This window comes from Klebsiella sp. KPN54798 (assembly GCF_021184225.1).
In the GTDB taxonomy this organism is placed as follows: Bacteria; Pseudomonadota; Gammaproteobacteria; order Enterobacterales; family Enterobacteriaceae; genus Klebsiella; species Klebsiella pneumoniae.
On sequence record NZ_CP089234.1, the window covers coordinates 3,712,750 to 3,730,337 of the forward strand.

Here is a 17,588-nt window from a genome sequence, read left to right on the forward strand (position 1 = left end):
TAATGGCAGTTAACAGATGAATGAAATGAAAGGAGCACATATGCAGCAGAATGGTTACATTCCAGATACAGCGAACGCAATTGCCCAGTATTTCAACAAAGCATCTTTGCCTTCCCAGCAGGAAACCCTGGGTCAGATCGTGATGGATATTCTTAACGAAGGGCGTCATCTCAACCGCAAAGCGCTATGCACCAAACTGTTGAGCCGCCTGGACCGCGCTCGCGCGCCGGAGGAAGAGAGCCACTATCAGACCTTAATTGGTCTGCTGTTTGCTGGCCAGGAATAACGTCATCGATCGTCGCCTGTTGCAGCGCCGCAGTAGCAGATGAGGGGCGATCGCTTCCACAAACCTGCTGCTGACCTGAATGCCCGTTCGCCTATTCAGGAAAAGGGTGGCATGCATAGAGACGGTTATGAATAACAGTGAAACTGAGGAAATAACCGATGAAATCATCGGCGAGGCGGTTCTAGCGCTTCTGAAAACGAATCGCCCGATTACCACCCCGACCCTGCTGGTTCGACTTCGGTTAATGCAGGCGACAGAACCAGATCGCCAGCGTAGAAAGATCATCGCTGCCGTGATCGAAGAAATTTGCGCGAAGCTTATCCGTCAGCGGAAGTACGCGCCTTTACAGGTAAAGAAAATCAATGGCCGTTGGGAAACCAGAGGTTCGCTGGCGCCAGACAGCATGCCGTCGGAAGCTAAAAAGATCCACTGATTATCCCAACCATGGTGAATTAAACAGAGTGAGAATGTGATGAGACAGACTATGCATCAGCAACCAGATATTTACGCAAGACTGCAGGACACCGCGCTCTCCGACTATTTCCGTAACGCCGGTGATAAACTGGTTGATGAGTCCGCCGTCATGTCGCTCGCCATCAACAGTATTCTCCAGTCCGAGGGTCACCTGAACAATAAGGCCATTATTTTATGGCTGATTCAGGCGCTGGAAACCACCGATGACGTGGTGACCGCGGACGTGATCCGAAAAACGCTGGAGATTGTCGTTGGCTACACCATGGACGATATCTAACGTCGTCACGCTTCTGGCCCGCCAGGACAACGCCTTCTCCGCAGAGCCTGTCCGCTCTGAGCAAAAAAAACCTCGCTAAGGCGAGGTTTTTTCTTTTACCTGATGGCGGTTCAGTGGGCGTTGACCACCACCCACATCGGCCCCTGCCCAACCGCATAGCGGCCTTTCTCCTGCAGCAGTCCCTGCTCACCGACGATATCGTACACCGCGATATGGTGCGACTTCTGCCCGGCGGCAATGAGATATTTACCGCTGTGATCGAGGTTAAAGCCGCGCGGCTGGGTCTCGGTAGGCTGATAGCCTTCCACCGCCAGCACGCTACCATCTTCCGAAACGCTGAACACCGTGATGATGCTGGCGGTACGATCGCAGGCGTAAAGATGACGGCCATCCGGGGTAATATGAATATCCGCCGCCCAGCGCACGCCGCTAAAATCAGGCGGCATCATATCCAGGGTCTGTACACATTCGATGTTGCCCTTAGGATCTTTCAGCTCCCAGACGTCAATCGAGCTGTTTAGCTCATTGACGCAGTAACCATACTGCTGGTTGGGATGGAATACCATGTGACGCGGACCGGCGCCCTCGACGGTCGTCACTTCCGCGGGCTCCTGTGCCGAAAGGAAACCATCGTCGCTGAGGGTAAACAGGCAAATGCGATCCTGCTTCAGCGCCGGCACCCACAGGGTGCGATTATCCGGGGAGATATTGGCCGAGTGGCAGCCTTCCAGCCCTTCCACCACGGTGATGGTTTCGCACGGCAGGCCATCGTGCAGCGGGGTCACGCTGACACAGCCCTGATTGTAGGAGGCGCTGAAGACAAAGCGGCCATGGTGATCCGTAGAGATATGGGTCGGGCTGCCCGGCAGCGCAGCTTCGCCCGCAAAGGTTAACGCCCCGTTATCCGGCGTGATGCGATAGGCCAGCACGCGAAACTCCGGACGAACGCCAACGTACAGAAATTCCTTGTTGGGGCTGACCACCATCGGCTGGACCTGCCCTGGGGCATCAACCACCTGCACCAGCGTCAGTTTGCCGTCCGCTTCAAGACTCCAGACATGGATTTGTTGGCTTTCCGGGCTGGCGGTATAAACGGTTTGTTTCATGACTACTCCTTCCCTCACTGCACGTGGAATTTTCATTTTCAGGATAACAGCACCCTGAAAATTATAAGACATCCGCCCATGATACTCGCATCGTCCGCCGAATTTCCGCCGGACGGCGGCACAAAGGGCATACAGACATTCACGGCAGATGTGGAAAAATTGGTCCTGACGCCACGGCGGTGTACCATCATGGCCAGGTCACTTTTCAACATCAACCGGAAATAACACATGACAACACGCGTGATTGCCCTGGATTTAGACGGCACCCTGCTTACCAGCAAAAAAACCATTCTGCCCGCTTCGCTGGAGGCGCTGGCCCGCGCCAGAGAGGCAGGCTATCAGGTCATCGTCGTCACCGGACGTCATCACGTCGCTATCCATCCTTTTTATCAGGCACTGGCTCTCGATACACCTGCAATTTGTTGTAATGGCACCTATTTGTATGATTATCACGCAAAAAAGGTTTTGGCCGCCGATCCTATGCCGGTGGAGCAAGCGGTAAGCCTCACTGCCATGCTCGCCAAACAGCAGATCCACGGCCTGGCATATGTGGACGACGCGATGCTTTATGAACACCCCACCGGGCATGTGATCCGCACCCGCAACTGGGCGCAGGCGTTACCGGAAGATCAGCGTCCGGTTTTCGCTCAGGTCGATTCGCTGGCGCAGGCGGTTCGCGAAGTTAACGCGGTATGGAAATTCGCTCTCACCGATGACGACATTCCCCGCCTGCAGCGGTTTGCGCAGCAGGTTGGCGAGACGCTGGGCCTCGAGTGCGAATGGTCGTGGCACGATCAGGTGGATATCGCGCGCGCCGGCAACAGCAAAGGCAAACGCCTGGCGCAATGGGTGGCCGACCAGGGGCTGTCGATGCAGGATGTGGTGGCCTTCGGCGATAACTACAACGATCTTAGCATGCTGGAAGCGGCGGGCACCGGGGTGGCGATGGGCAACGCGGTGGACGAGGTGAAAGCCCGCGCCAACATAGTCATCGGCGACAATGAGTCCACCAGCATCGCCGAGTTTATCTACCGCCAACTGCTGTAATCAGGCGGCGATCGACACGCTTTTGATCTGGGCAAACACCTGCTGACCTGGCGCTATCGCCAGGTCGTCCCGCGCCCATGGGCTAATCCTGGCCCATAGCAGACGGCCACTCACTCTGAGCTGCACTTCAATCTGTCCGTTGACCTCCAGATACTGAACCACCTCGGCGCGCAAGATATTGCGGATGCTGGTCCCGGACGGCTGGGCCAGTGTCAGCGAAACGTCCGACGCCTGAATGCGGATCCGTGCGGTGTCGCCTGCGGGACGTTCGAGCCGGTTGACCCACAGCAACTGGTCCCCCAGCGCCAGGGCCGTCATCGCATACTGCGGGTGCTGCGCGGCGACGGTGGCGCTAAGGATAGTACTCTGCTGCTCCGCCGGCAGCCAGGGGTGCATCACGCTGCTGCTCCAGACCTCCTCCAGCGGACCGAAAGCTTTCACCTTACCGGCCTCCAGCACCAGCACACGATCGGCCAGATGCTGGATCTCATCCAGCGAGTGGCTGACGTAAAGCATCGGAATATGGATCTCCTGCGCCAGCCGCTGCAGGTAGGGCAATAGCTCGCGTTTGCGCGGAATGTCCAGCGAGGCCAGCGGCTCATCCAGCAGCAGCAGCTCCGGCGCGGTCAGCAGGGCGCGGCCGATAGCCACTCGCTGCTTTTCGCCGCCGGATAACCGGCCCGGCAGACGATCCAGCAAGGGCGCAATCCCCAGCAGATCCACCAGCTTATCGAACTGGCTGACCATGGATTTCGCCATCCCATACTGCAGATTGCCGCGCACTTTATAATGGGGAAACAGGCGCGCATCCTGAAAGACATAGCCGATACGGCGCTGCTCCGGCGCCAGGCAGATACGCTGCGCGGTGTCGTTCAGCACCCGGCCATTGAGCACGATCCGCCCCGCCTGGGGTCGGGTCAGGCCGCTGATGGCGTTAATCAACGAGGTTTTGCCAGCGCCGGAGACGCCAAAGACGGCGGTGATCCCGCTGGCGGGCAGAGTTTCACGGATCTGCAGGCAGTGGCTACCGAGGGTCTGGGTAAAGTCCAGCTCCAGCATCATTATCCTCCCATGCGCTGGCGGCTCACGCGGGCCAGCCATTCCGAAATCAGCAGCGAAACCAGCGCCAGACCGATGGCGATGAGGCAGAGGCGGGCCGCCGCCCCCTCCCCGCCCGGGGTTTGAATCAAGGTATACATCGCCGAAGGGAGGGTGCGCGTTTCACCGGGAATATTGGAGACGAACGTGATGGTCGCGCCAAACTCCCCTAACGAGCGGGCGAAGGCCAGCACCGTGCCGACAATAATCCCCGGCAGAGTCAACGGCAACGTAATGGTCAAAAATACCCGCCAGCGGCTGGCCCCGAGGGTTCTCGCCGCTTGCTCCAGTTTGACGTCCACCCCTTCCAGCGCCAGGCGAATGGCGCGCACCATCAGCGGGAAAGACATCACCGCCGCCGCCAGCACCGCCCCGCGCCAGCTAAAAGCAAAGCTGATGCCGAACCAGTCATACAGCCAGCTGCCAATAAACCCGCGCCGCCCCATGGCCACCAGCAGCAGGTACCCCACCACCACCGGAGGCAGCACCAGCGGCAGATGGAGAATACTGTCGAGCAGGGCCTTGCCGGGAAAGGTGCGCCGGACCAGCAGCCAGGAAAAAAAGATGCCAAAGGGCAGGCTCAAGGCCACCGCCAGGGAGGAGACTTTCAGGCTCAGCAGCACCGCCTGCCATTCGGGTTCGCTCAGAAACATCAGCGGGTGGTAAATCCGTAACGTTTAAAGATAGCGGACGCTTCCGGCCCTTTCAGGTAGTCATAGAAGGCGCTCACGGCCGCATTGCGGTGCCCATCGACAATCGCCAGCGGGTACTCGACTTTCTGATGCGAGGCTTCCGGGAAGGTGCCGACCACTTTCACCCCCTTGCTGGCCACGGCATCGGAGCCATAGACAATCCCCAGCGGCGCTTCGTTGCGCTCCACCAGCGCCAGCGCACCGCGCACGTCTTCAGCCGGGGCGAGCTTCGGCGACAACGTCTCCCAGGCACCGAGTTTCTGCAGTGCCTCTTTGGCATAGATACCGGCCGGGACATGCTGTGGATCGCCCACCGCCAGACGGCCTCCTTTCAGCAGGCTGGTCCAGTCGGTTTTCTCATCAATGGTTATCGCCCCCTGCGCACTGGCTTTCGGCGCGACCACTACCAGGCTGTTGCCAAGCAGAGTGGCGCGGGTTGCCGGATCGATGGCCTTTTTATCTGCCGCGTAATCCATCCATTTCTGATCGGCGGAGATAAACAGGTCCGCTGGCGCACCCGCTTCTATCTGCCGCGCCAGCGTCGACGACGAGGCAAACGACGACACGACCTCGACGTTTTTTTCTTTCTTGTACGCCTGGGCAATATCCTGCATCGCGTTGGTTAACGATGCGGCGGCGAAAACGGTCACTTTACCCTCTGCCGCCAGCGCCTGACCCGCGACGCACAGCGTGAGGGATACCCCGACAACCCCGCGTAACCAAGAACCTGCCATCTTACTCTCCTGTCAATGCGTTATGTAGTCGATAATATAACGATATGCGAAGCGTTTTTATAGTGACACAGGACAATAAAACGAAGGGAAATGATACAGGAGGGAAATAGCACAGCGCCCGGTTAAACCGGGCGCCGGGAAATCAGTGATTTTGCTGGCTGCGATCTTTGTGGCCTACGCCGGAGAAGAGGTTGAACACTTCGCCAAGACCGTAAATCAGTCCCAGGATGACCGCCATCACCACCGGTACCATGATGACCGCAAAAACCAGACTTTTCAAAAGCTCTAACATGGTTCACTCCAGATAGTATGATTTCCTGATTGTAACGATTTCAGCCGAAAAAACACGTCCCATTTGTGCGGTGGGTAATGACCAACCGCGCAGAGAGGTTTTGCAAGTGGGCGACTATCGGTCACAATACCCTTTTTTGTCAGGAAACGATTATGCAGGCCGAAATTCTTCTCACCCTTAAGCTACAGCAGCGCCTGTTTGCCGATCCGCGGCGGATCGCCCTGCTCAAACAAATTGACCAGACCGGTTCGATAAGCCAGGGGGCGAAGCATGCGGGTATCAGCTATAAGAGCGCTTGGGATGCCATCAATGAGATGAACCAGCTCAGCGAACATCCGTTGGTGGATCGCGCCACCGGCGGAAAGGGCGGCGGCGGCGCGGTGCTGACCCGCTACGGGCAGCGTCTGATCCAGCTGTACGATCTGCTGGCGCAGATCCAGCAGAAAGCGTTTGATGTACTCAGCGATGACGATGCCCTGCCGCTGGATAGCCTGCTGGCGGCCATCTCGCGCTTTTCCCTGCAGACCAGCGCCCGCAACCAGTGGTTCGGCACCATTACCGGCCGCGATCGCCAGCAGGTGCAGCAGCACGTGGAAGTACTGTTGGCTGACGGAAAAACCCGCCTGAACATCGCCATCACCGCGCAAAGCGCTGAGAAGCTGGGACTCGATGAGGGCCAGGAGGTGCTGGTCCTGCTCAAAGCGCCATGGGTCGGCATCACCCTCGATCCCGCAGCAGCCCGCCAGGCCGATAACCAGCTGTCGGGACGTATCAGTCATATCGAATGCGGGTCCGGCCAGTGCGAAGTACTGATGACCCTGGCGGACGGTCAAACCCTGTGCGCCACCCTGCCACAGGCGCAGGCCGCTGGCCTGGCGGAAGGAACGGAGGCGATCGCTTACTTCAATGCCGATCGCATCATTCTCGCGACGTTATGCTGACCCCATTGACATTACGCGCCTGAAGTCGTATCCCTGATGCACATCGCTGCAAAAAATGGGATACATCATGTCATCATTGCAAATTTCGCAAGGCACGTTTCGCCTGAGCGATACAAAGACCTTAAAAATAGACCACCTGAGCGTGGCGGCGGGTGAAAGCTGGGCGTTCGTCGGCAGCAACGGCAGCGGCAAATCCGCCCTCGCGCGAGCCCTGGCCGGCGACCTGCCCCTGCTCAGCGGCCAGCGCGAAAGCCATTTCTCCCGCGTGACCCGCCTCTCCTTCGAACAGTTGCAGAAGCTGGTCAGCGACGAGTGGCAGCGCAATAACACCGACCTGCTCAGCCCAGGCGAAGAAGACACCGGCCGCACCACCGCGGAGATTATCCAGGATGAGGTGAAAGATCCTGCCCGCTGCGCGCGCCTGGCCGAACAATTTGGCATCAGCGCCCTGCTGGACCGCCGGTTTAAATACCTGTCGACCGGGGAAACGCGTAAGACCCTGCTGTGTCAGGCCCTGATGACCGATCCGCAACTGCTGATCCTCGATGAACCTTTCGACGGTCTCGACGTCAACTCCCGCCAGCAGCTGGCTGCCCTGCTGGCCGACCTGCACAGCGCTGGCATCACCCTGGTGCTGGTGCTCAACCGCTTCGATGAGATCCCGGAGTTTGTGCAATTCGCCGGCGTGCTGGCTGACTGCACCCTTAGCGAGACCGGCGAGAAGTCTTCCCTGCTGCAGCAGGCGCTGGTCGCCCAGCTGGCGCACAGTGAAAAACTGGACGGCATCACCCTGCCGGAGCCGGATGTCCCACCGGCCCGTCATGCGCTGGCAGACTCGGCGCCGCGTATCGTGCTCAACGACGGCGTGGTCTCCTATAACGATCGCCCGGTCATCAATCACCTCTCATGGACCGTGAATCCGGGCGAACACTGGCAGATCGTCGGTCCCAACGGCGCCGGTAAATCTACGCTGCTGAGCCTGGTCACCGGGGATCATCCGCAGGGCTACAGCAACGATCTCACGCTCTTTGGCCGCCGGCGCGGCAGCGGTGAGACCATCTGGGATATTAAAAAGCATATCGGCTACGTCAGCAGCAGCCTGCATCTGGACTACCGGGTCAGCACCAACGTCCGCAACGTCATCCTGTCGGGCTATTTTGACTCGATCGGCATTTATCAGGCGGTCTCCGACAAGCAACACAAGCTGGTGCAGCAATGGCTGGATATTCTCGGCATCGATAAGCGCACCGCCGACGCGCCGTTTCACAGTCTGTCGTGGGGCCAGCAGCGGCTGGCGCTTATCGTCCGCGCGCTGGTGAAGCATCCAACCCTGCTGATCCTCGATGAACCGCTGCAGGGGCTGGACCCCCTCAACCGCCAGCTGGTGCGCCGCTTTGTCGACGTGTTGATTGGCGAAGGGGCCACACAGCTGCTGTTTGTCTCGCACCATGCGGAAGATGCCCCGGACTGCATTACCCATCGCCTGGCGTTCGTTCCCAGTGGAGACGGTTACACTTATCAGCTCGGCCCCGTGGCCTGACGCCCCCTGCCGGGGATCGAAAGATCCCTGGTATTTTTCAGAAAAATAGCGCCAAACAAACCTAATACATTGAATTAAAATTAAAAATATAAAATTTACGTTATTTACACCCCAAGTGTAAACGATTCCACTAACTTGCCCTATGTCACACTTTTCACTTCTTTGATATGCTATCTTCCTCACAAACGATAAGCCGAATGGAGCGAATCATGAAAGTTCTGGTTACAGGTGGTAGCGGTTACATTGGAAGTCATACCTGCGTTCAACTGCTGCAGCAGGGACACGAGGTGGTGATCCTCGACAATCTCTGCAACAGCAAGCGCAGCGTACTGCCGGTGATTGAACGTCTCGGCGGCAAAGAAGCCACCTTTATTGAAGGCGATATTCGTAACGAAGCGCTGATGACGGAGATCCTCCACGATCACGCCATTGAGGCGGTGATCCACTTCGCCGGGCTGAAAGCCGTCGGGGAGTCCGTCGCCAAGCCGCTGGAATATTACGACAATAACGTCACCGGCACACTGAAATTAGTCTCTGCCATGCGCGCCGCTGGCGTGAAGAACTTTATCTTTAGCTCCTCCGCTACCGTCTACGGCGATCAGCCGAAAATCCCGTATGTCGAAAGCTTCCCGACCGGCACCCCGCAAAGCCCCTACGGCAAAAGCAAGCTGATGGTGGAGCAGATCCTGACCGACCTGCAGAAAGCCCAGCCGGAGTGGAGCATTGCCCTGCTGCGCTACTTCAACCCGGTCGGCGCCCACCCGTCGGGCGACATGGGGGAAGACCCGCAGGGGATCCCGAACAACCTGATGCCCTACATCGCCCAGGTCGCCGTTGGCCGTCGCGAATCGCTGGCCATTTTTGGTAACGACTATCCGACCGAAGATGGTACCGGCGTGCGCGATTACATCCATGTGATGGACCTCGCCGATGGCCACGTCGCGGCCATGGAAAAACTGGCTGACAAAGCCGGGGTGCATATCTACAACCTTGGCGCCGGCGTCGGCAGCAGCGTGCTCGACGTAGTCAATGCTTTCAGCAAGGCCTGCGGCAAACCCATTAACTACCATTTCGCGCCGCGCCGCGATGGCGACCTCCCGGCCTACTGGGCGGATGCTGCCAAGGCCGACCGCGAGCTGAACTGGCGCGTAACGCGCAACCTGGACGAAATGGCGCAGGACACCTGGCACTGGCAGTCCCGTCATCCGCAGGGTTATCCAGACTAAGGAACCTTCATGAGCGTATTTAACCCCGTTGACCATCCACATCGTCGTTATAACCCGTTAACCGGACAGTGGATTCTGGTTTCTCCGCATCGCGCCAAGCGCCCCTGGCAGGGGGCGCAGGAAACGCCGGCAAAACAGACCTTGCCGGCCCACGATCCGGACTGTTTCCTGTGCCCGGGCAACACCCGGGTGACCGGCGACACTAACCCGAATTACACCGGTACCTACGTATTTACCAACGACTTTGCGGCCCTGATGACCGACACCCCGGACGCACCGGAGAGTGACGATCCGCTGATGCGCTGCCAGAGCGCCCGCGGCACCAGTCGGGTGATCTGCTTCTCGCCAGACCACAGCAAAACGCTGCCGGAACTGAGCCTTGAAGCGCTGGAAGACGTGGTTAAAACGTGGCAGGAACAGACCGCGGACCTCGGGAAAAGCTACCCGTGGGTGCAGGTTTTTGAAAACAAAGGGGCAGCGATGGGCTGCTCCAACCCTCACCCGCATGGTCAGGTGTGGGCCAACAGTTTCCTGCCCAATGAAGCGGAACGGGAAGACCGTCTGCAGAAAGAGTATTACGCCGCACAGGGCCAGCCGATGCTGCTGGACTATGTGCAGCGCGAACTGGCCGACGGCAGCCGCACGGTGGTGGACACCGAGCACTGGCTGGCGGTGGTGCCCTACTGGGCCGCCTGGCCGTTCGAAACGCTGCTGTTGCCGAAAGCGCACGTGCAGCGCATAACCGATCTCACCGACGCCCAGCGCAGCGATCTGGCGCTGGCGTTGAAAAAGCTGACCAGCCGTTACGACAACCTGTTCCAATGCTCATTCCCCTACTCCATGGGCTGGCACGGCGCGCCGTTTAACGACGAAGACCATAACCACTGGCAGCTTCATGCCCACTTTTATCCGCCTCTGCTGCGCTCCGCGACGGTCCGCAAGTTTATGGTTGGTTATGAAATGCTGGCCGAAACTCAGCGCGATCTGACCGCCGAGCAAGCTGCCGAACGACTGCGCGCTGTCAGCGACGTCCATTTTAGTGAATCCGGAGTGTAATGATGAGTCTGAAAGAGAAAACCCAAACCCTGTTCGCTGACGCCTTCGGCTACCCGGCCAGCCATGTCATTCAAGCGCCAGGCCGCGTCAACCTGATCGGCGAGCATACCGATTACAACGACGGTTTTGTGCTCCCCTGCGCTATTGACTACCAGACGGTGATCAGCTGTGCGCCGCGCGACGATCGTACCGTGCGGGTGATTGCCGCCGATTACGACAATCAGACCGATGAGTTCTCTCTCGACGCGCCGATTATCAGCCACGACACCCAGCAGTGGTCGAACTATGTCCGCGGCGTGGTAAAGCATCTGCAGCAGCGGAACAGCCACTTTGGCGGCGCGGATCTGGTGATCAGCGGCAATGTACCGCAGGGTGCGGGGTTAAGCTCCTCAGCCTCGCTGGAAGTCGCCGTCGGCACCGTGTTCCAACAGCTGTATCATCTGCCGCTGGATGGCGCGCAAATCGCCCTCAACGGCCAGGAGGCGGAAAACCAGTTCGTCGGCTGCAACTGCGGCATCATGGATCAGCTGATTTCAGCGCTGGGCAAAAAAGACCACGCGCTGCTGATCGACTGCCGTTCGCTGGGCACCAAAGCCGTCTCGATGCCGAAAGGCGTGGCGGTGGTGATCATCAACAGCAACTTTAAGCGCACCCTCGTCGGCAGCGAGTACAACACCCGTCGTGAACAGTGCGAAACCGGCGCGCGCTTCTTCCAGCAGCCCGCCCTGCGCGATGTCACCCTTGAGCAATTTAACGCCGTCGCCCATGAGCTGGATCCGGTCGTCGCGAAGCGCGTACGCCACGTGCTGACGGAGAATGCCCGCACTGTGGAAGCCGCCAGCGCCCTCGAAAAAGGCGACCTGAAGCGGATGGGTGAGCTGATGGCAGAGTCCCACGCCTCGATGCGTGATGATTTCGAGATCACCGTCCCGCAGATCGACACCCTGGTGGAGATCGTTAAGGCCGCGATCGGCGATAAGGGCGGCGTGCGCATGACCGGCGGCGGCTTTGGCGGCTGCGTGGTAGCGTTAATCCCGGAAGATCTGGTCGATACCGTTCAGCAGGCCGTTGCCAACGAGTATGAAGCGAAAACCGGTATTAAAGAGACATTCTATGTCTGCAAACCGTCACAGGGGGCCGGGCAATGCTAACGCAAAACACCGCGCTGGCCCCGGACGGTCAGCCATGGCAGCAGGTGACCCTGCGCAATAAGTCGGGGATGACCGTCACCGTGGCGGACTGGGGCGCGACGCTGCTCAGCGCCGAGGTGCCGCTGGCCGATGGCAGCCTGCGCCGACCGCTGCTGGGCTGCGCAAAGCTGGAAGACTATGCTCGCCAGGCCGCATTTCTTGGCGCCTCGGTAGGCCGCTACGCCAACCGTATCGGCCACAGCCGCTTCCCGCTTGACGGCCAGGTCGTCAACGTCACGCCGTCAAACGACGCGGGCCACCAGCTCCACGGCGGCCCGGAAGGGTTTGATAAGCGCCGCTGGCGCATTGTCCGCGCCGACGAGCAGGAAGTGCTGTTCGCCCTGACCTCGCCCGATGGCGATCAAGGCTTTCCGGGCACCCTGCAGGCCACCGCGCACTATCGTCTGAGCGACGATAACCGCATCGCGATTACCTATCGCGCCACCGTGGACCAACCCTGCCCGGTGAATATGACCAATCACGTCTATTTCAACCTCGACGGTGAGCAGGGCGATGTGCGCCAGCATCAGCTCCAGATCCTCGCCCAGAGGTATCTGCCGGTGGAAAGCGACGGTATCCCGGGTGGCGAACTGAAAGATGTTGCTAACACCAGCTTTGATTTCCGCCAGCCGAAAACCATCGCCGCCGACTTCCTCGCGGATGCCGATCAGCAAAAGGTGAAGGGATACGATCATGCCTTCCTGCTGGATGCCAAAGGCGACGCCAGCCAGCCTGCGGCACAGGTCTGGTCGCAGGATGGCAAGCTGCAGATGACGGTCTATACCTCCGCTCCGGCGCTGCAGTTTTACTCCGGCAACTATCTCGGCGGCACCCCGTCGCAGACGACGGAGCCCTACGCCGACTGGCAGGGACTGGCGCTGGAGAGCGAATTCCTGCCGGATTCGCCGAACCATCCGCAATGGCCGCAGCCGGACTGTGTATTACGTCCGGGCCAGGAGTACGTCAGCCTGACGGAATATCAGTTTATCGCCCGATAATCGCCAGCGCCCTCCATCAGGGGGCGCTGCTTTTCGTCCCCGCCCTCCTCTCTGCCGCCTCTTTTTTCAGCAACCTGCTCTATTTTCCGTCACCAAAGGACAAAAAAATAACCTGTGTATTACAAGCACCTTACACTGCGCCACTATTTTCGCTATGGTTAGGGATAAGCATTGCCGTGCGCCAAATCACGGCAATATAATGAGAATAGTTATCAATCAATAACACATACACCATCACATTCAGCGCACCGTTCGCGGCGCGAGGGATGGCGTGTAGAGAGGAGTGAGAGAATGGCTGTAACTAAGCTGGTACTGGTTCGTCATGGCGAAAGCCAGTGGAACAACGAAAACCGCTTCACCGGTTGGTACGACGTGGATCTGTCCGAGAAAGGCGTTAGCGAAGCGAAAGCAGCGGGTAAACTGCTGAAGGCTGAAGGCTTCAGCTTTGATTTTGCTTATACCTCCGTGCTGAAACGTGCCATCCACACCCTGTGGAACGTGCTGGACGAACTGGATCAGGCCTGGCTGCCGGTTGAGAAATCCTGGAAGCTGAACGAGCGTCATTACGGCGCGCTGCAGGGCCTGAACAAAGCGGAAACCGCTGAGAAATATGGTGACGAGCAGGTTAAACAGTGGCGTCGCGGCTTCGCTGTCACTCCGCCGGAGCTGACCAAAGACGACGAGCGCTACCCGGGCCACGATCCGCGCTATGCAAAACTGACCGACGCCGAACTGCCGACCACTGAAAGCCTGGCGCTGACTATCGACCGCGTCGTGCCTTACTGGAACGAAACCATTCTGCCGCGCCTGAAAAGCGGTGAGCGCGTGATCATCGCCGCTCACGGTAACTCCCTGCGCGCGCTGGTGAAATACCTCGACAACATGGGCGAAGACGAGATCCTCGAACTGAACATCCCGACCGGCGTACCGCTGGTATATGAGTTCGATGAAAACTTCAAGCCGATCAAACATTACTATCTGGGTAACGCGGAAGAGATCGCGGCGAAAGCTGCTGCCGTCGCCAACCAGGGTAAAGCGAAGTAATTTCTCCTGGTGAGAACAAAAAAGCGTGGAAATCTCCACGCTTTTTTTATGACCTGCGCTAGCGCGGAGTAGCTTAGCCGCGGCGGGTTTTCACCGCTTCCGCCAGCTGACGCAGGATCGTTTCGGTATCCTCCCAGCCGATGCAGGCGTCGGTGACGCTCTTGCCGTAGGTCAGCGGTTCACCGCTCTCGAGGCTCTGGTTGCCTTCCACCAGATGGCTTTCAATCATCACGCCCATAATGGCGCGCTCGCCGCCGGCGATCTGCTGGCATACGTCGGCGCCCACTTCCATCTGCTTCTTGAACTGCTTGCTGGAGTTGGCATGGCTGAAGTCGATCATCACCTGGGCCGGAAGACCCGCTTTCGCCAGACCGATTTTCACCTCCGCCACGTGCTTCGCGCTGTAGTTAGGCTCTTTGCCGCCGCGCAAAATAATATGGCAGTCGCCGTTACCGCTGGTATTCACGATGGCGGAGTGGCCCCACTTGGTGACCGACAGGAAACAGTGCGGCGCGCCGGCGGCGTTAATCGCATCGATAGCCACCTTGATGGTGCCATCGGTACCGTTTTTAAAGCCCACCGGGCAGGAGAGTCCGGAGGCGAGCTCACGGTGCACCTGGGATTCGGTGGTTCGCGCGCCAATGGCGCCCCAGCTCATCAGATCGGCGACATACTGCGGGGTGATCATATCGAGGAATTCCCCCGCCGCCGGCAGGCCGCTGTCGTTAATGTCCAGCAGCAGTTTGCGCGCGATGCGCAACCCGTCGTTGATGCGGAAGCTGTTATCCATATGGGGATCGTTGATGAGCCCTTTCCAGCCGACGGTGGTGCGCGGTTTTTCAAAATAGACCCGCATGACGATCTCGAGCTCACCCTTCAGCGCCTCGCGCAGGGTCAGCAGGCGGGCGGCATACTCTTTCGCCGCTGCCGGATCGTGAATAGAACAAGGCCCAATCACCACCAGCAGACGGTCATCGTCGCCTTTGAGGATCTGATGGATCGCTTTGCGAGCATGTGCAACGGTGTTTGCAGCATTTTCGGTAGCAGGGAATTTTTCCAGGAGCGCAACGGGAGGTAATAATTCGTTGATCTCTTTAATGCGTAAATCGTCGTTCTGATAATTCATCTTCTTTCCAGCGTTGCCATACTTATTCAATGAAATGCAATCCCTCCAATCTATCTCTTCGCTGAAATAGTGTAAACGTGATTTTACAGTAGTGATGGAATAATCCTGGAAATAGGCAAAAATACGCCATAAAGTAGCGAAACCAGGCTCATGAACTACAATATTTAACTGTTAAAGCTAATTAAGTCTTACGTTTCAGGATTATATAGTGACACTGCGATCGTCTGCGGAGTCTTAAACCATAGCGAGTCAGATCCCTGGCACACTCACCGCGGGAAGCGCATTTCCCCTTCCCGGCTTAACAGGAGTATCCGATGAATATGAAAAAACTGACGACCCTTTTGCTCACCGCCACCTTAGGTCTTGCCAGCGGCGCGGCCCTGGCGGCAGACACCGGCGCCCAGTCCAATAATGGCCAGGCCAACTCTTCCGCGGATGCCGGTCAGGTGGCGCCGGATGCCCGTGAGAACGTGGCGCCGAACAACGTGGACAATAGTCAGATCAACTCTGGCTCTGGGGGCACCACGGGCTCGACGATGACCCAGGATAATATGTCGAGCAATGAGGTACATAAAAACTCGATGTGTAAAGACGGCCGCTGTCCGGACACCGGTAAAAAACTGGACAACGGTGGCAATACGACCCAAGACAACAGCAAAACCGACGGCACCACCCAGTAACACATGAGGTGGGCAGATCGAAGAAAAGGCGAGCCGGTCTCGCCTTTTCTTCGTTTTTTATCGCTCTCTGTTTATGATGTCATAGCGTAATAATGATAACTATTAAGGGACGACACTATGGCGCACTCGCATTCGCACTCCTCTGTCCAGGCTCCGGATAACAGCAACGCCCGCCGGCTGCTATGGGCGTTTATCGTCACCGCCGGCTTTATGCTGATTGAAGCCGTCGGCGGCGCGATCTCCGGCTCGCTGGCCCTGCTGGCGGATGCCGGCCATATGCTCACCGACTCCGCCGCTCTGCTGTTTGCGCTGCTGGCGGTTCGCTTCGCCAGCCGCCCACCAAATGCCCGCCATACCTTTGGCTGGTTGCGTTTAACCACCCTGGCGGCGTTTCTCAATGCTATTGCTCTGGTGGTGATCACCATGCTGATTGTCTGGGAGGCGATTCAGCGCTTCCAGCATCCGCAACCGGTAGCCGGCGTGACGATGATGGTCATTGCAGTCGCCGGTCTGCTGGCCAACGTGCTGGCGTTTTGGATCCTACATCGGGGTAGCGAGGAGCGGAATCTTAACGTACGCGCCGCAGCGCTACACGTGCTTGGCGACCTGCTGGGCTCGGTCGGCGCGATCGTGGCGGCCGTGGTGATCCTCACCACCGGCTGGACGCCTGTCGACCCGATTCTTTCCGTGCTGGTTTCCTGCCTGGTATTACGTAGTGCCTGGCGATTACTGAAAGAGAGTCTGAATGAATTGCTGGAAGGCGCGCCGCGTTCGCTGGATGTGGCGGCCCTGCAGCGGGATATCCGTCGCTCTATCCCGGAGGTACGCGATGTTCACCACGTCCACGTCTGGCTGGTGGGGGAAAAACCGGTGATGACGCTCCATGTACAGGTCGTTCCACCGCACGATCATGACGCGTTACTCAACCGCATCCTGCATTTCCTGGAACATAAATATGAAATTGCGCATGCCACGGTGCAGATGGAGTACCAGCCCTGCAGCGGCCCGGAGTGCCATCTCAACACGATGCACGCCGGGCACGATCATCACCACCACCATTAGCCAGAAAACGCGTGAGAACCTCGCTCACGCGCGCTATTTATCCACATCCGGCTGCCGTTCAACGCAATGAACGTCAGCAAGAGGTATTCCAGCGACATGGCATAGACGCCCTGACGGGCAAAAATCACCACGCTTATCACGTTGACGATCACCCACAGCAGCCAGTTTTCAACATACTTGCGGGTCATTAAGATCATCGCCACCACCGACAGCACCGTCATACAGGAGTCCCAGAACGGGAAAGCATCCGGCTGCAGTTCCGGCATAGTGACCTGCAAACCGAGCGCTTGCATCAGGCTGACCGCAATCCGCGTCAGGAAAGCAAAGAACGGGTTGATAAACAGGGTCAGCAAGCCGATCGCTACCACGCAGGCCGCCAGCCAGCCCAGCGCTTTGCTGCGCGGCAGCCAGCGGATCTGCAGCTCAGCCTCATGGTTGCTGCTTTGTCGCGACCATGCATACCAGCCGTAAACGTTAGCGGCAAAAAAGAACAGCTGCAGCAGCAGGCTGGCGTAAAGCTGGATCTGAAAGAAGATGATGGCGAACAGCGTGACGTTGACCAGCCCGAAAGCATAGTTACTGATCTTCTCCAGGCTCGCCAGCCAGATACACAACAGCCCGGCAATCGTCCCCACGGCCTCTATCCAGGAGAGATCGTACCCCCCAGCGCCGATGGGTATATGTACTAAAATATTCTGCGTGCTAAAAAAATCCATTTC

Annotated in this window: 20 protein-coding genes; 13 read left to right on the top strand and 7 right to left on the bottom strand. The window is 58.3% G+C overall.

From position 1 onward, the window contains the following. Nucleotides 1-40: 40 nt before the first annotated feature. The 3 genes from ycgZ (at nt 41) to LPQ25_RS17895 (ending at nt 1,037) form a co-directional block, all read left to right on the top strand. Nucleotides 41-286, top strand: a complete 246-nt coding sequence (ycgZ, locus tag LPQ25_RS17885; RefSeq protein WP_004151693.1) for a regulatory protein YcgZ — start codon at nt 41-43, stop codon at nt 284-286. A 127-nt stretch (nt 287-413) separates the two neighbouring features. Then, on the top strand, nt 414-719 hold the full coding sequence (locus LPQ25_RS17890; protein WP_004147654.1) for a hypothetical protein: 306 nt from the start codon (nt 414-416) through the stop codon (nt 717-719). Between the two features lie 51 nt (nt 720-770). After that, on the top strand, nt 771-1,037 hold the full coding sequence (locus LPQ25_RS17895) for a biofilm development regulator YmgB/AriR family protein (RefSeq protein ID WP_002895168.1): 267 nt from the start codon (nt 771-773) through the stop codon (nt 1,035-1,037). Nucleotides 1,038-1,147: 110 nt separating this feature from the next. On the opposite strand, the gene pgl is transcribed toward LPQ25_RS17895, so the two are convergent. Next, a complete protein-coding gene (gene pgl / locus LPQ25_RS17900) occupies nt 1,148-2,143 on the bottom strand; it encodes a 6-phosphogluconolactonase (RefSeq protein WP_234599484.1) in 996 nt (331 codons plus the stop codon). Nucleotides 2,144-2,371: 228 nt separating this feature from the next. Here pgl and LPQ25_RS17905 point away from each other — a divergent pair, with 228 nt between their 5' ends. Then, nucleotides 2,372-3,190: a pyridoxal phosphatase gene (locus LPQ25_RS17905; RefSeq protein ID WP_002895164.1), complete on the top strand. Its 819-nt coding sequence runs from the start codon at nt 2,372-2,374 to the stop codon at nt 3,188-3,190. Here LPQ25_RS17905 and modC read toward each other — a convergent pair whose 3' ends face one another. From modC to LPQ25_RS17925, 4 genes are all read right to left on the bottom strand, one after another. Continuing rightward, on the bottom strand, nt 3,191-4,249 hold the full coding sequence (gene modC, locus LPQ25_RS17910) for a molybdenum ABC transporter ATP-binding protein ModC (protein WP_012737670.1): 1,059 nt from the start codon (nt 4,247-4,249) through the stop codon (nt 3,191-3,193). It lies immediately after the preceding gene. Between the two features lie 2 nt (nt 4,250-4,251). Beyond that, nucleotides 4,252-4,941 (bottom strand): molybdate ABC transporter permease subunit, encoded by a 690-nt coding sequence (modB, locus tag LPQ25_RS17915; RefSeq protein WP_002895159.1) that lies wholly within the window; start codon nt 4,939-4,941, stop codon nt 4,252-4,254. Continuing rightward, entirely contained in the window at nt 4,941-5,714 is a 774-nt protein-coding gene (gene modA, locus LPQ25_RS17920; RefSeq protein ID WP_004176834.1) for a molybdate ABC transporter substrate-binding protein, read from the bottom strand. Before modA ends, modB begins: the two co-directional genes overlap by 1 nt. A 142-nt stretch (nt 5,715-5,856) precedes the next feature. Beyond that, nucleotides 5,857-6,006: an AcrZ family multidrug efflux pump-associated protein gene (locus LPQ25_RS17925; protein ID WP_002895156.1), complete on the bottom strand. Its 150-nt coding sequence runs from the start codon at nt 6,004-6,006 to the stop codon at nt 5,857-5,859. A gap of 152 nt (nt 6,007-6,158) precedes the next feature. On the opposite strand from LPQ25_RS17925, the gene modE reads away from it, so the two are divergent. The 7 genes from modE (at nt 6,159) to gpmA (ending at nt 14,001) form a co-directional block, all read left to right on the top strand. Then, entirely contained in the window at nt 6,159-6,947 is a 789-nt protein-coding gene (gene modE, locus LPQ25_RS17930; RefSeq protein ID WP_012737669.1) for a molybdenum-dependent transcriptional regulator, read from the top strand. 67 nt (nt 6,948-7,014) lie between these two features. Continuing rightward, complete coding sequence (modF, locus tag LPQ25_RS17935) at nt 7,015-8,487, top strand: molybdate ABC transporter ATP-binding protein ModF (RefSeq protein WP_002895152.1); 1,473 nt, start codon at nt 7,015-7,017, stop codon at nt 8,485-8,487. Between the two features lie 209 nt (nt 8,488-8,696). Continuing rightward, nucleotides 8,697-9,713 carry a UDP-glucose 4-epimerase GalE gene (gene galE / locus LPQ25_RS17940; RefSeq protein ID WP_002895150.1) on the top strand — a complete coding sequence of 339 codons (1,017 nt, stop codon included), beginning with the start codon at nt 8,697-8,699 and terminating at the stop codon, nt 9,711-9,713. Between the two features lie 9 nt (nt 9,714-9,722). Beyond that, complete coding sequence (galT, locus tag LPQ25_RS17945; protein WP_012737668.1) at nt 9,723-10,769, top strand: galactose-1-phosphate uridylyltransferase; 1,047 nt, start codon at nt 9,723-9,725, stop codon at nt 10,767-10,769. 2 nt (nt 10,770-10,771) lie between these two features. Beyond that, on the top strand, nt 10,772-11,920 hold the full coding sequence (gene galK / locus LPQ25_RS17950) for a galactokinase (protein WP_004179071.1): 1,149 nt from the start codon (nt 10,772-10,774) through the stop codon (nt 11,918-11,920). After that, nucleotides 11,914-12,957: a galactose-1-epimerase gene (galM, locus tag LPQ25_RS17955; protein WP_012737667.1), complete on the top strand. Its 1,044-nt coding sequence runs from the start codon at nt 11,914-11,916 to the stop codon at nt 12,955-12,957. The genes galK and galM overlap by 7 nt, the downstream gene beginning before the upstream one ends. Nucleotides 12,958-13,248: 291 nt before the next feature. After that, complete coding sequence (gene gpmA / locus LPQ25_RS17960; protein ID WP_002895089.1) at nt 13,249-14,001, top strand: 2,3-diphosphoglycerate-dependent phosphoglycerate mutase; 753 nt, start codon at nt 13,249-13,251, stop codon at nt 13,999-14,001. 73 nt (nt 14,002-14,074) lie between these two features. Here gpmA and aroG read toward each other — a convergent pair whose 3' ends face one another. Beyond that, complete coding sequence (aroG, locus tag LPQ25_RS17965) at nt 14,075-15,127, bottom strand: 3-deoxy-7-phosphoheptulonate synthase AroG (protein ID WP_002895086.1); 1,053 nt, start codon at nt 15,125-15,127, stop codon at nt 14,075-14,077. Nucleotides 15,128-15,441: 314 nt separating this feature from the next. On the opposite strand from aroG, the gene LPQ25_RS17970 reads away from it, so the two are divergent. Beyond that, the gene (locus tag LPQ25_RS17970) at nt 15,442-15,807 is read left to right on the top strand and encodes a protein YbgS (protein ID WP_012737666.1); all 366 of its coding nucleotides are present in this window, start codon (nt 15,442-15,444) and stop codon (nt 15,805-15,807) included. A 117-nt stretch (nt 15,808-15,924) separates the two neighbouring features. Further along, complete coding sequence (zitB, locus tag LPQ25_RS17975) at nt 15,925-16,869, top strand: CDF family zinc transporter ZitB (RefSeq protein ID WP_004147641.1); 945 nt, start codon at nt 15,925-15,927, stop codon at nt 16,867-16,869. Here zitB and pnuC read toward each other — a convergent pair. Continuing rightward, entirely contained in the window at nt 16,866-17,585 is a 720-nt protein-coding gene (gene pnuC, locus LPQ25_RS17980; protein ID WP_004151689.1) for a nicotinamide riboside transporter PnuC, read from the bottom strand. The two genes, zitB and pnuC, sit on opposite strands and share 4 nt — an antisense overlap. Between the last annotated feature and the right edge of the window lie 3 nt (nt 17,586-17,588).

Bases quoted from the DNA above. Each gene is read 5' to 3' on its own strand.
- LPQ25_RS17905 (WP_002895164.1), top strand. From the start codon at position 2,372: ATGACAACACGCGTGATTGCCCTGGATTTAGACGGCACCCTGCTTACC.
- ycgZ (WP_004151693.1), top strand. From the start codon at position 41: ATGCAGCAGAATGGTTACATTCCAGATACAGCGAACGCAATTGCCCAG.
- galT (WP_012737668.1), top strand. From the start codon at position 9,723: ATGAGCGTATTTAACCCCGTTGACCATCCACATCGTCGTTATAACCCG.
- modC (WP_012737670.1), bottom strand. From the start codon at position 4,249: ATGCTGGAGCTGGACTTTACCCAGACCCTCGGTAGCCACTGCCTGCAG.
- LPQ25_RS17925 (WP_002895156.1), bottom strand. From the start codon at position 6,006: ATGTTAGAGCTTTTGAAAAGTCTGGTTTTTGCGGTCATCATGGTACCG.
- gpmA (WP_002895089.1), top strand. From the start codon at position 13,249: ATGGCTGTAACTAAGCTGGTACTGGTTCGTCATGGCGAAAGCCAGTGG.
- galE (WP_002895150.1), top strand. From the start codon at position 8,697: ATGAAAGTTCTGGTTACAGGTGGTAGCGGTTACATTGGAAGTCATACC.
- zitB (WP_004147641.1), top strand. From the start codon at position 15,925: ATGGCGCACTCGCATTCGCACTCCTCTGTCCAGGCTCCGGATAACAGC.
- modF (WP_002895152.1), top strand. From the start codon at position 7,015: ATGTCATCATTGCAAATTTCGCAAGGCACGTTTCGCCTGAGCGATACA.
- aroG (WP_002895086.1), bottom strand. From the start codon at position 15,127: ATGAATTATCAGAACGACGATTTACGCATTAAAGAGATCAACGAATTA.
- modB (WP_002895159.1), bottom strand. From the start codon at position 4,941: ATGTTTCTGAGCGAACCCGAATGGCAGGCGGTGCTGCTGAGCCTGAAA.
- LPQ25_RS17895 (WP_002895168.1), top strand. From the start codon at position 771: ATGCATCAGCAACCAGATATTTACGCAAGACTGCAGGACACCGCGCTC.
- modA (WP_004176834.1), bottom strand. From the start codon at position 5,714: ATGGCAGGTTCTTGGTTACGCGGGGTTGTCGGGGTATCCCTCACGCTG.
- galM (WP_012737667.1), top strand. From the start codon at position 11,914: ATGCTAACGCAAAACACCGCGCTGGCCCCGGACGGTCAGCCATGGCAG.
- LPQ25_RS17970 (WP_012737666.1), top strand. From the start codon at position 15,442: ATGAATATGAAAAAACTGACGACCCTTTTGCTCACCGCCACCTTAGGT.
- pgl (WP_234599484.1), bottom strand. From the start codon at position 2,143: ATGAAACAAACCGTTTATACCGCCAGCCCGGAAAGCCAACAAATCCAT.
- pnuC (WP_004151689.1), bottom strand. From the start codon at position 17,585: ATGGATTTTTTTAGCACGCAGAATATTTTAGTACATATACCCATCGGC.
- modE (WP_012737669.1), top strand. From the start codon at position 6,159: ATGCAGGCCGAAATTCTTCTCACCCTTAAGCTACAGCAGCGCCTGTTT.
- LPQ25_RS17890 (WP_004147654.1), top strand. From the start codon at position 414: ATGAATAACAGTGAAACTGAGGAAATAACCGATGAAATCATCGGCGAG.
- galK (WP_004179071.1), top strand. From the start codon at position 10,772: ATGAGTCTGAAAGAGAAAACCCAAACCCTGTTCGCTGACGCCTTCGGC.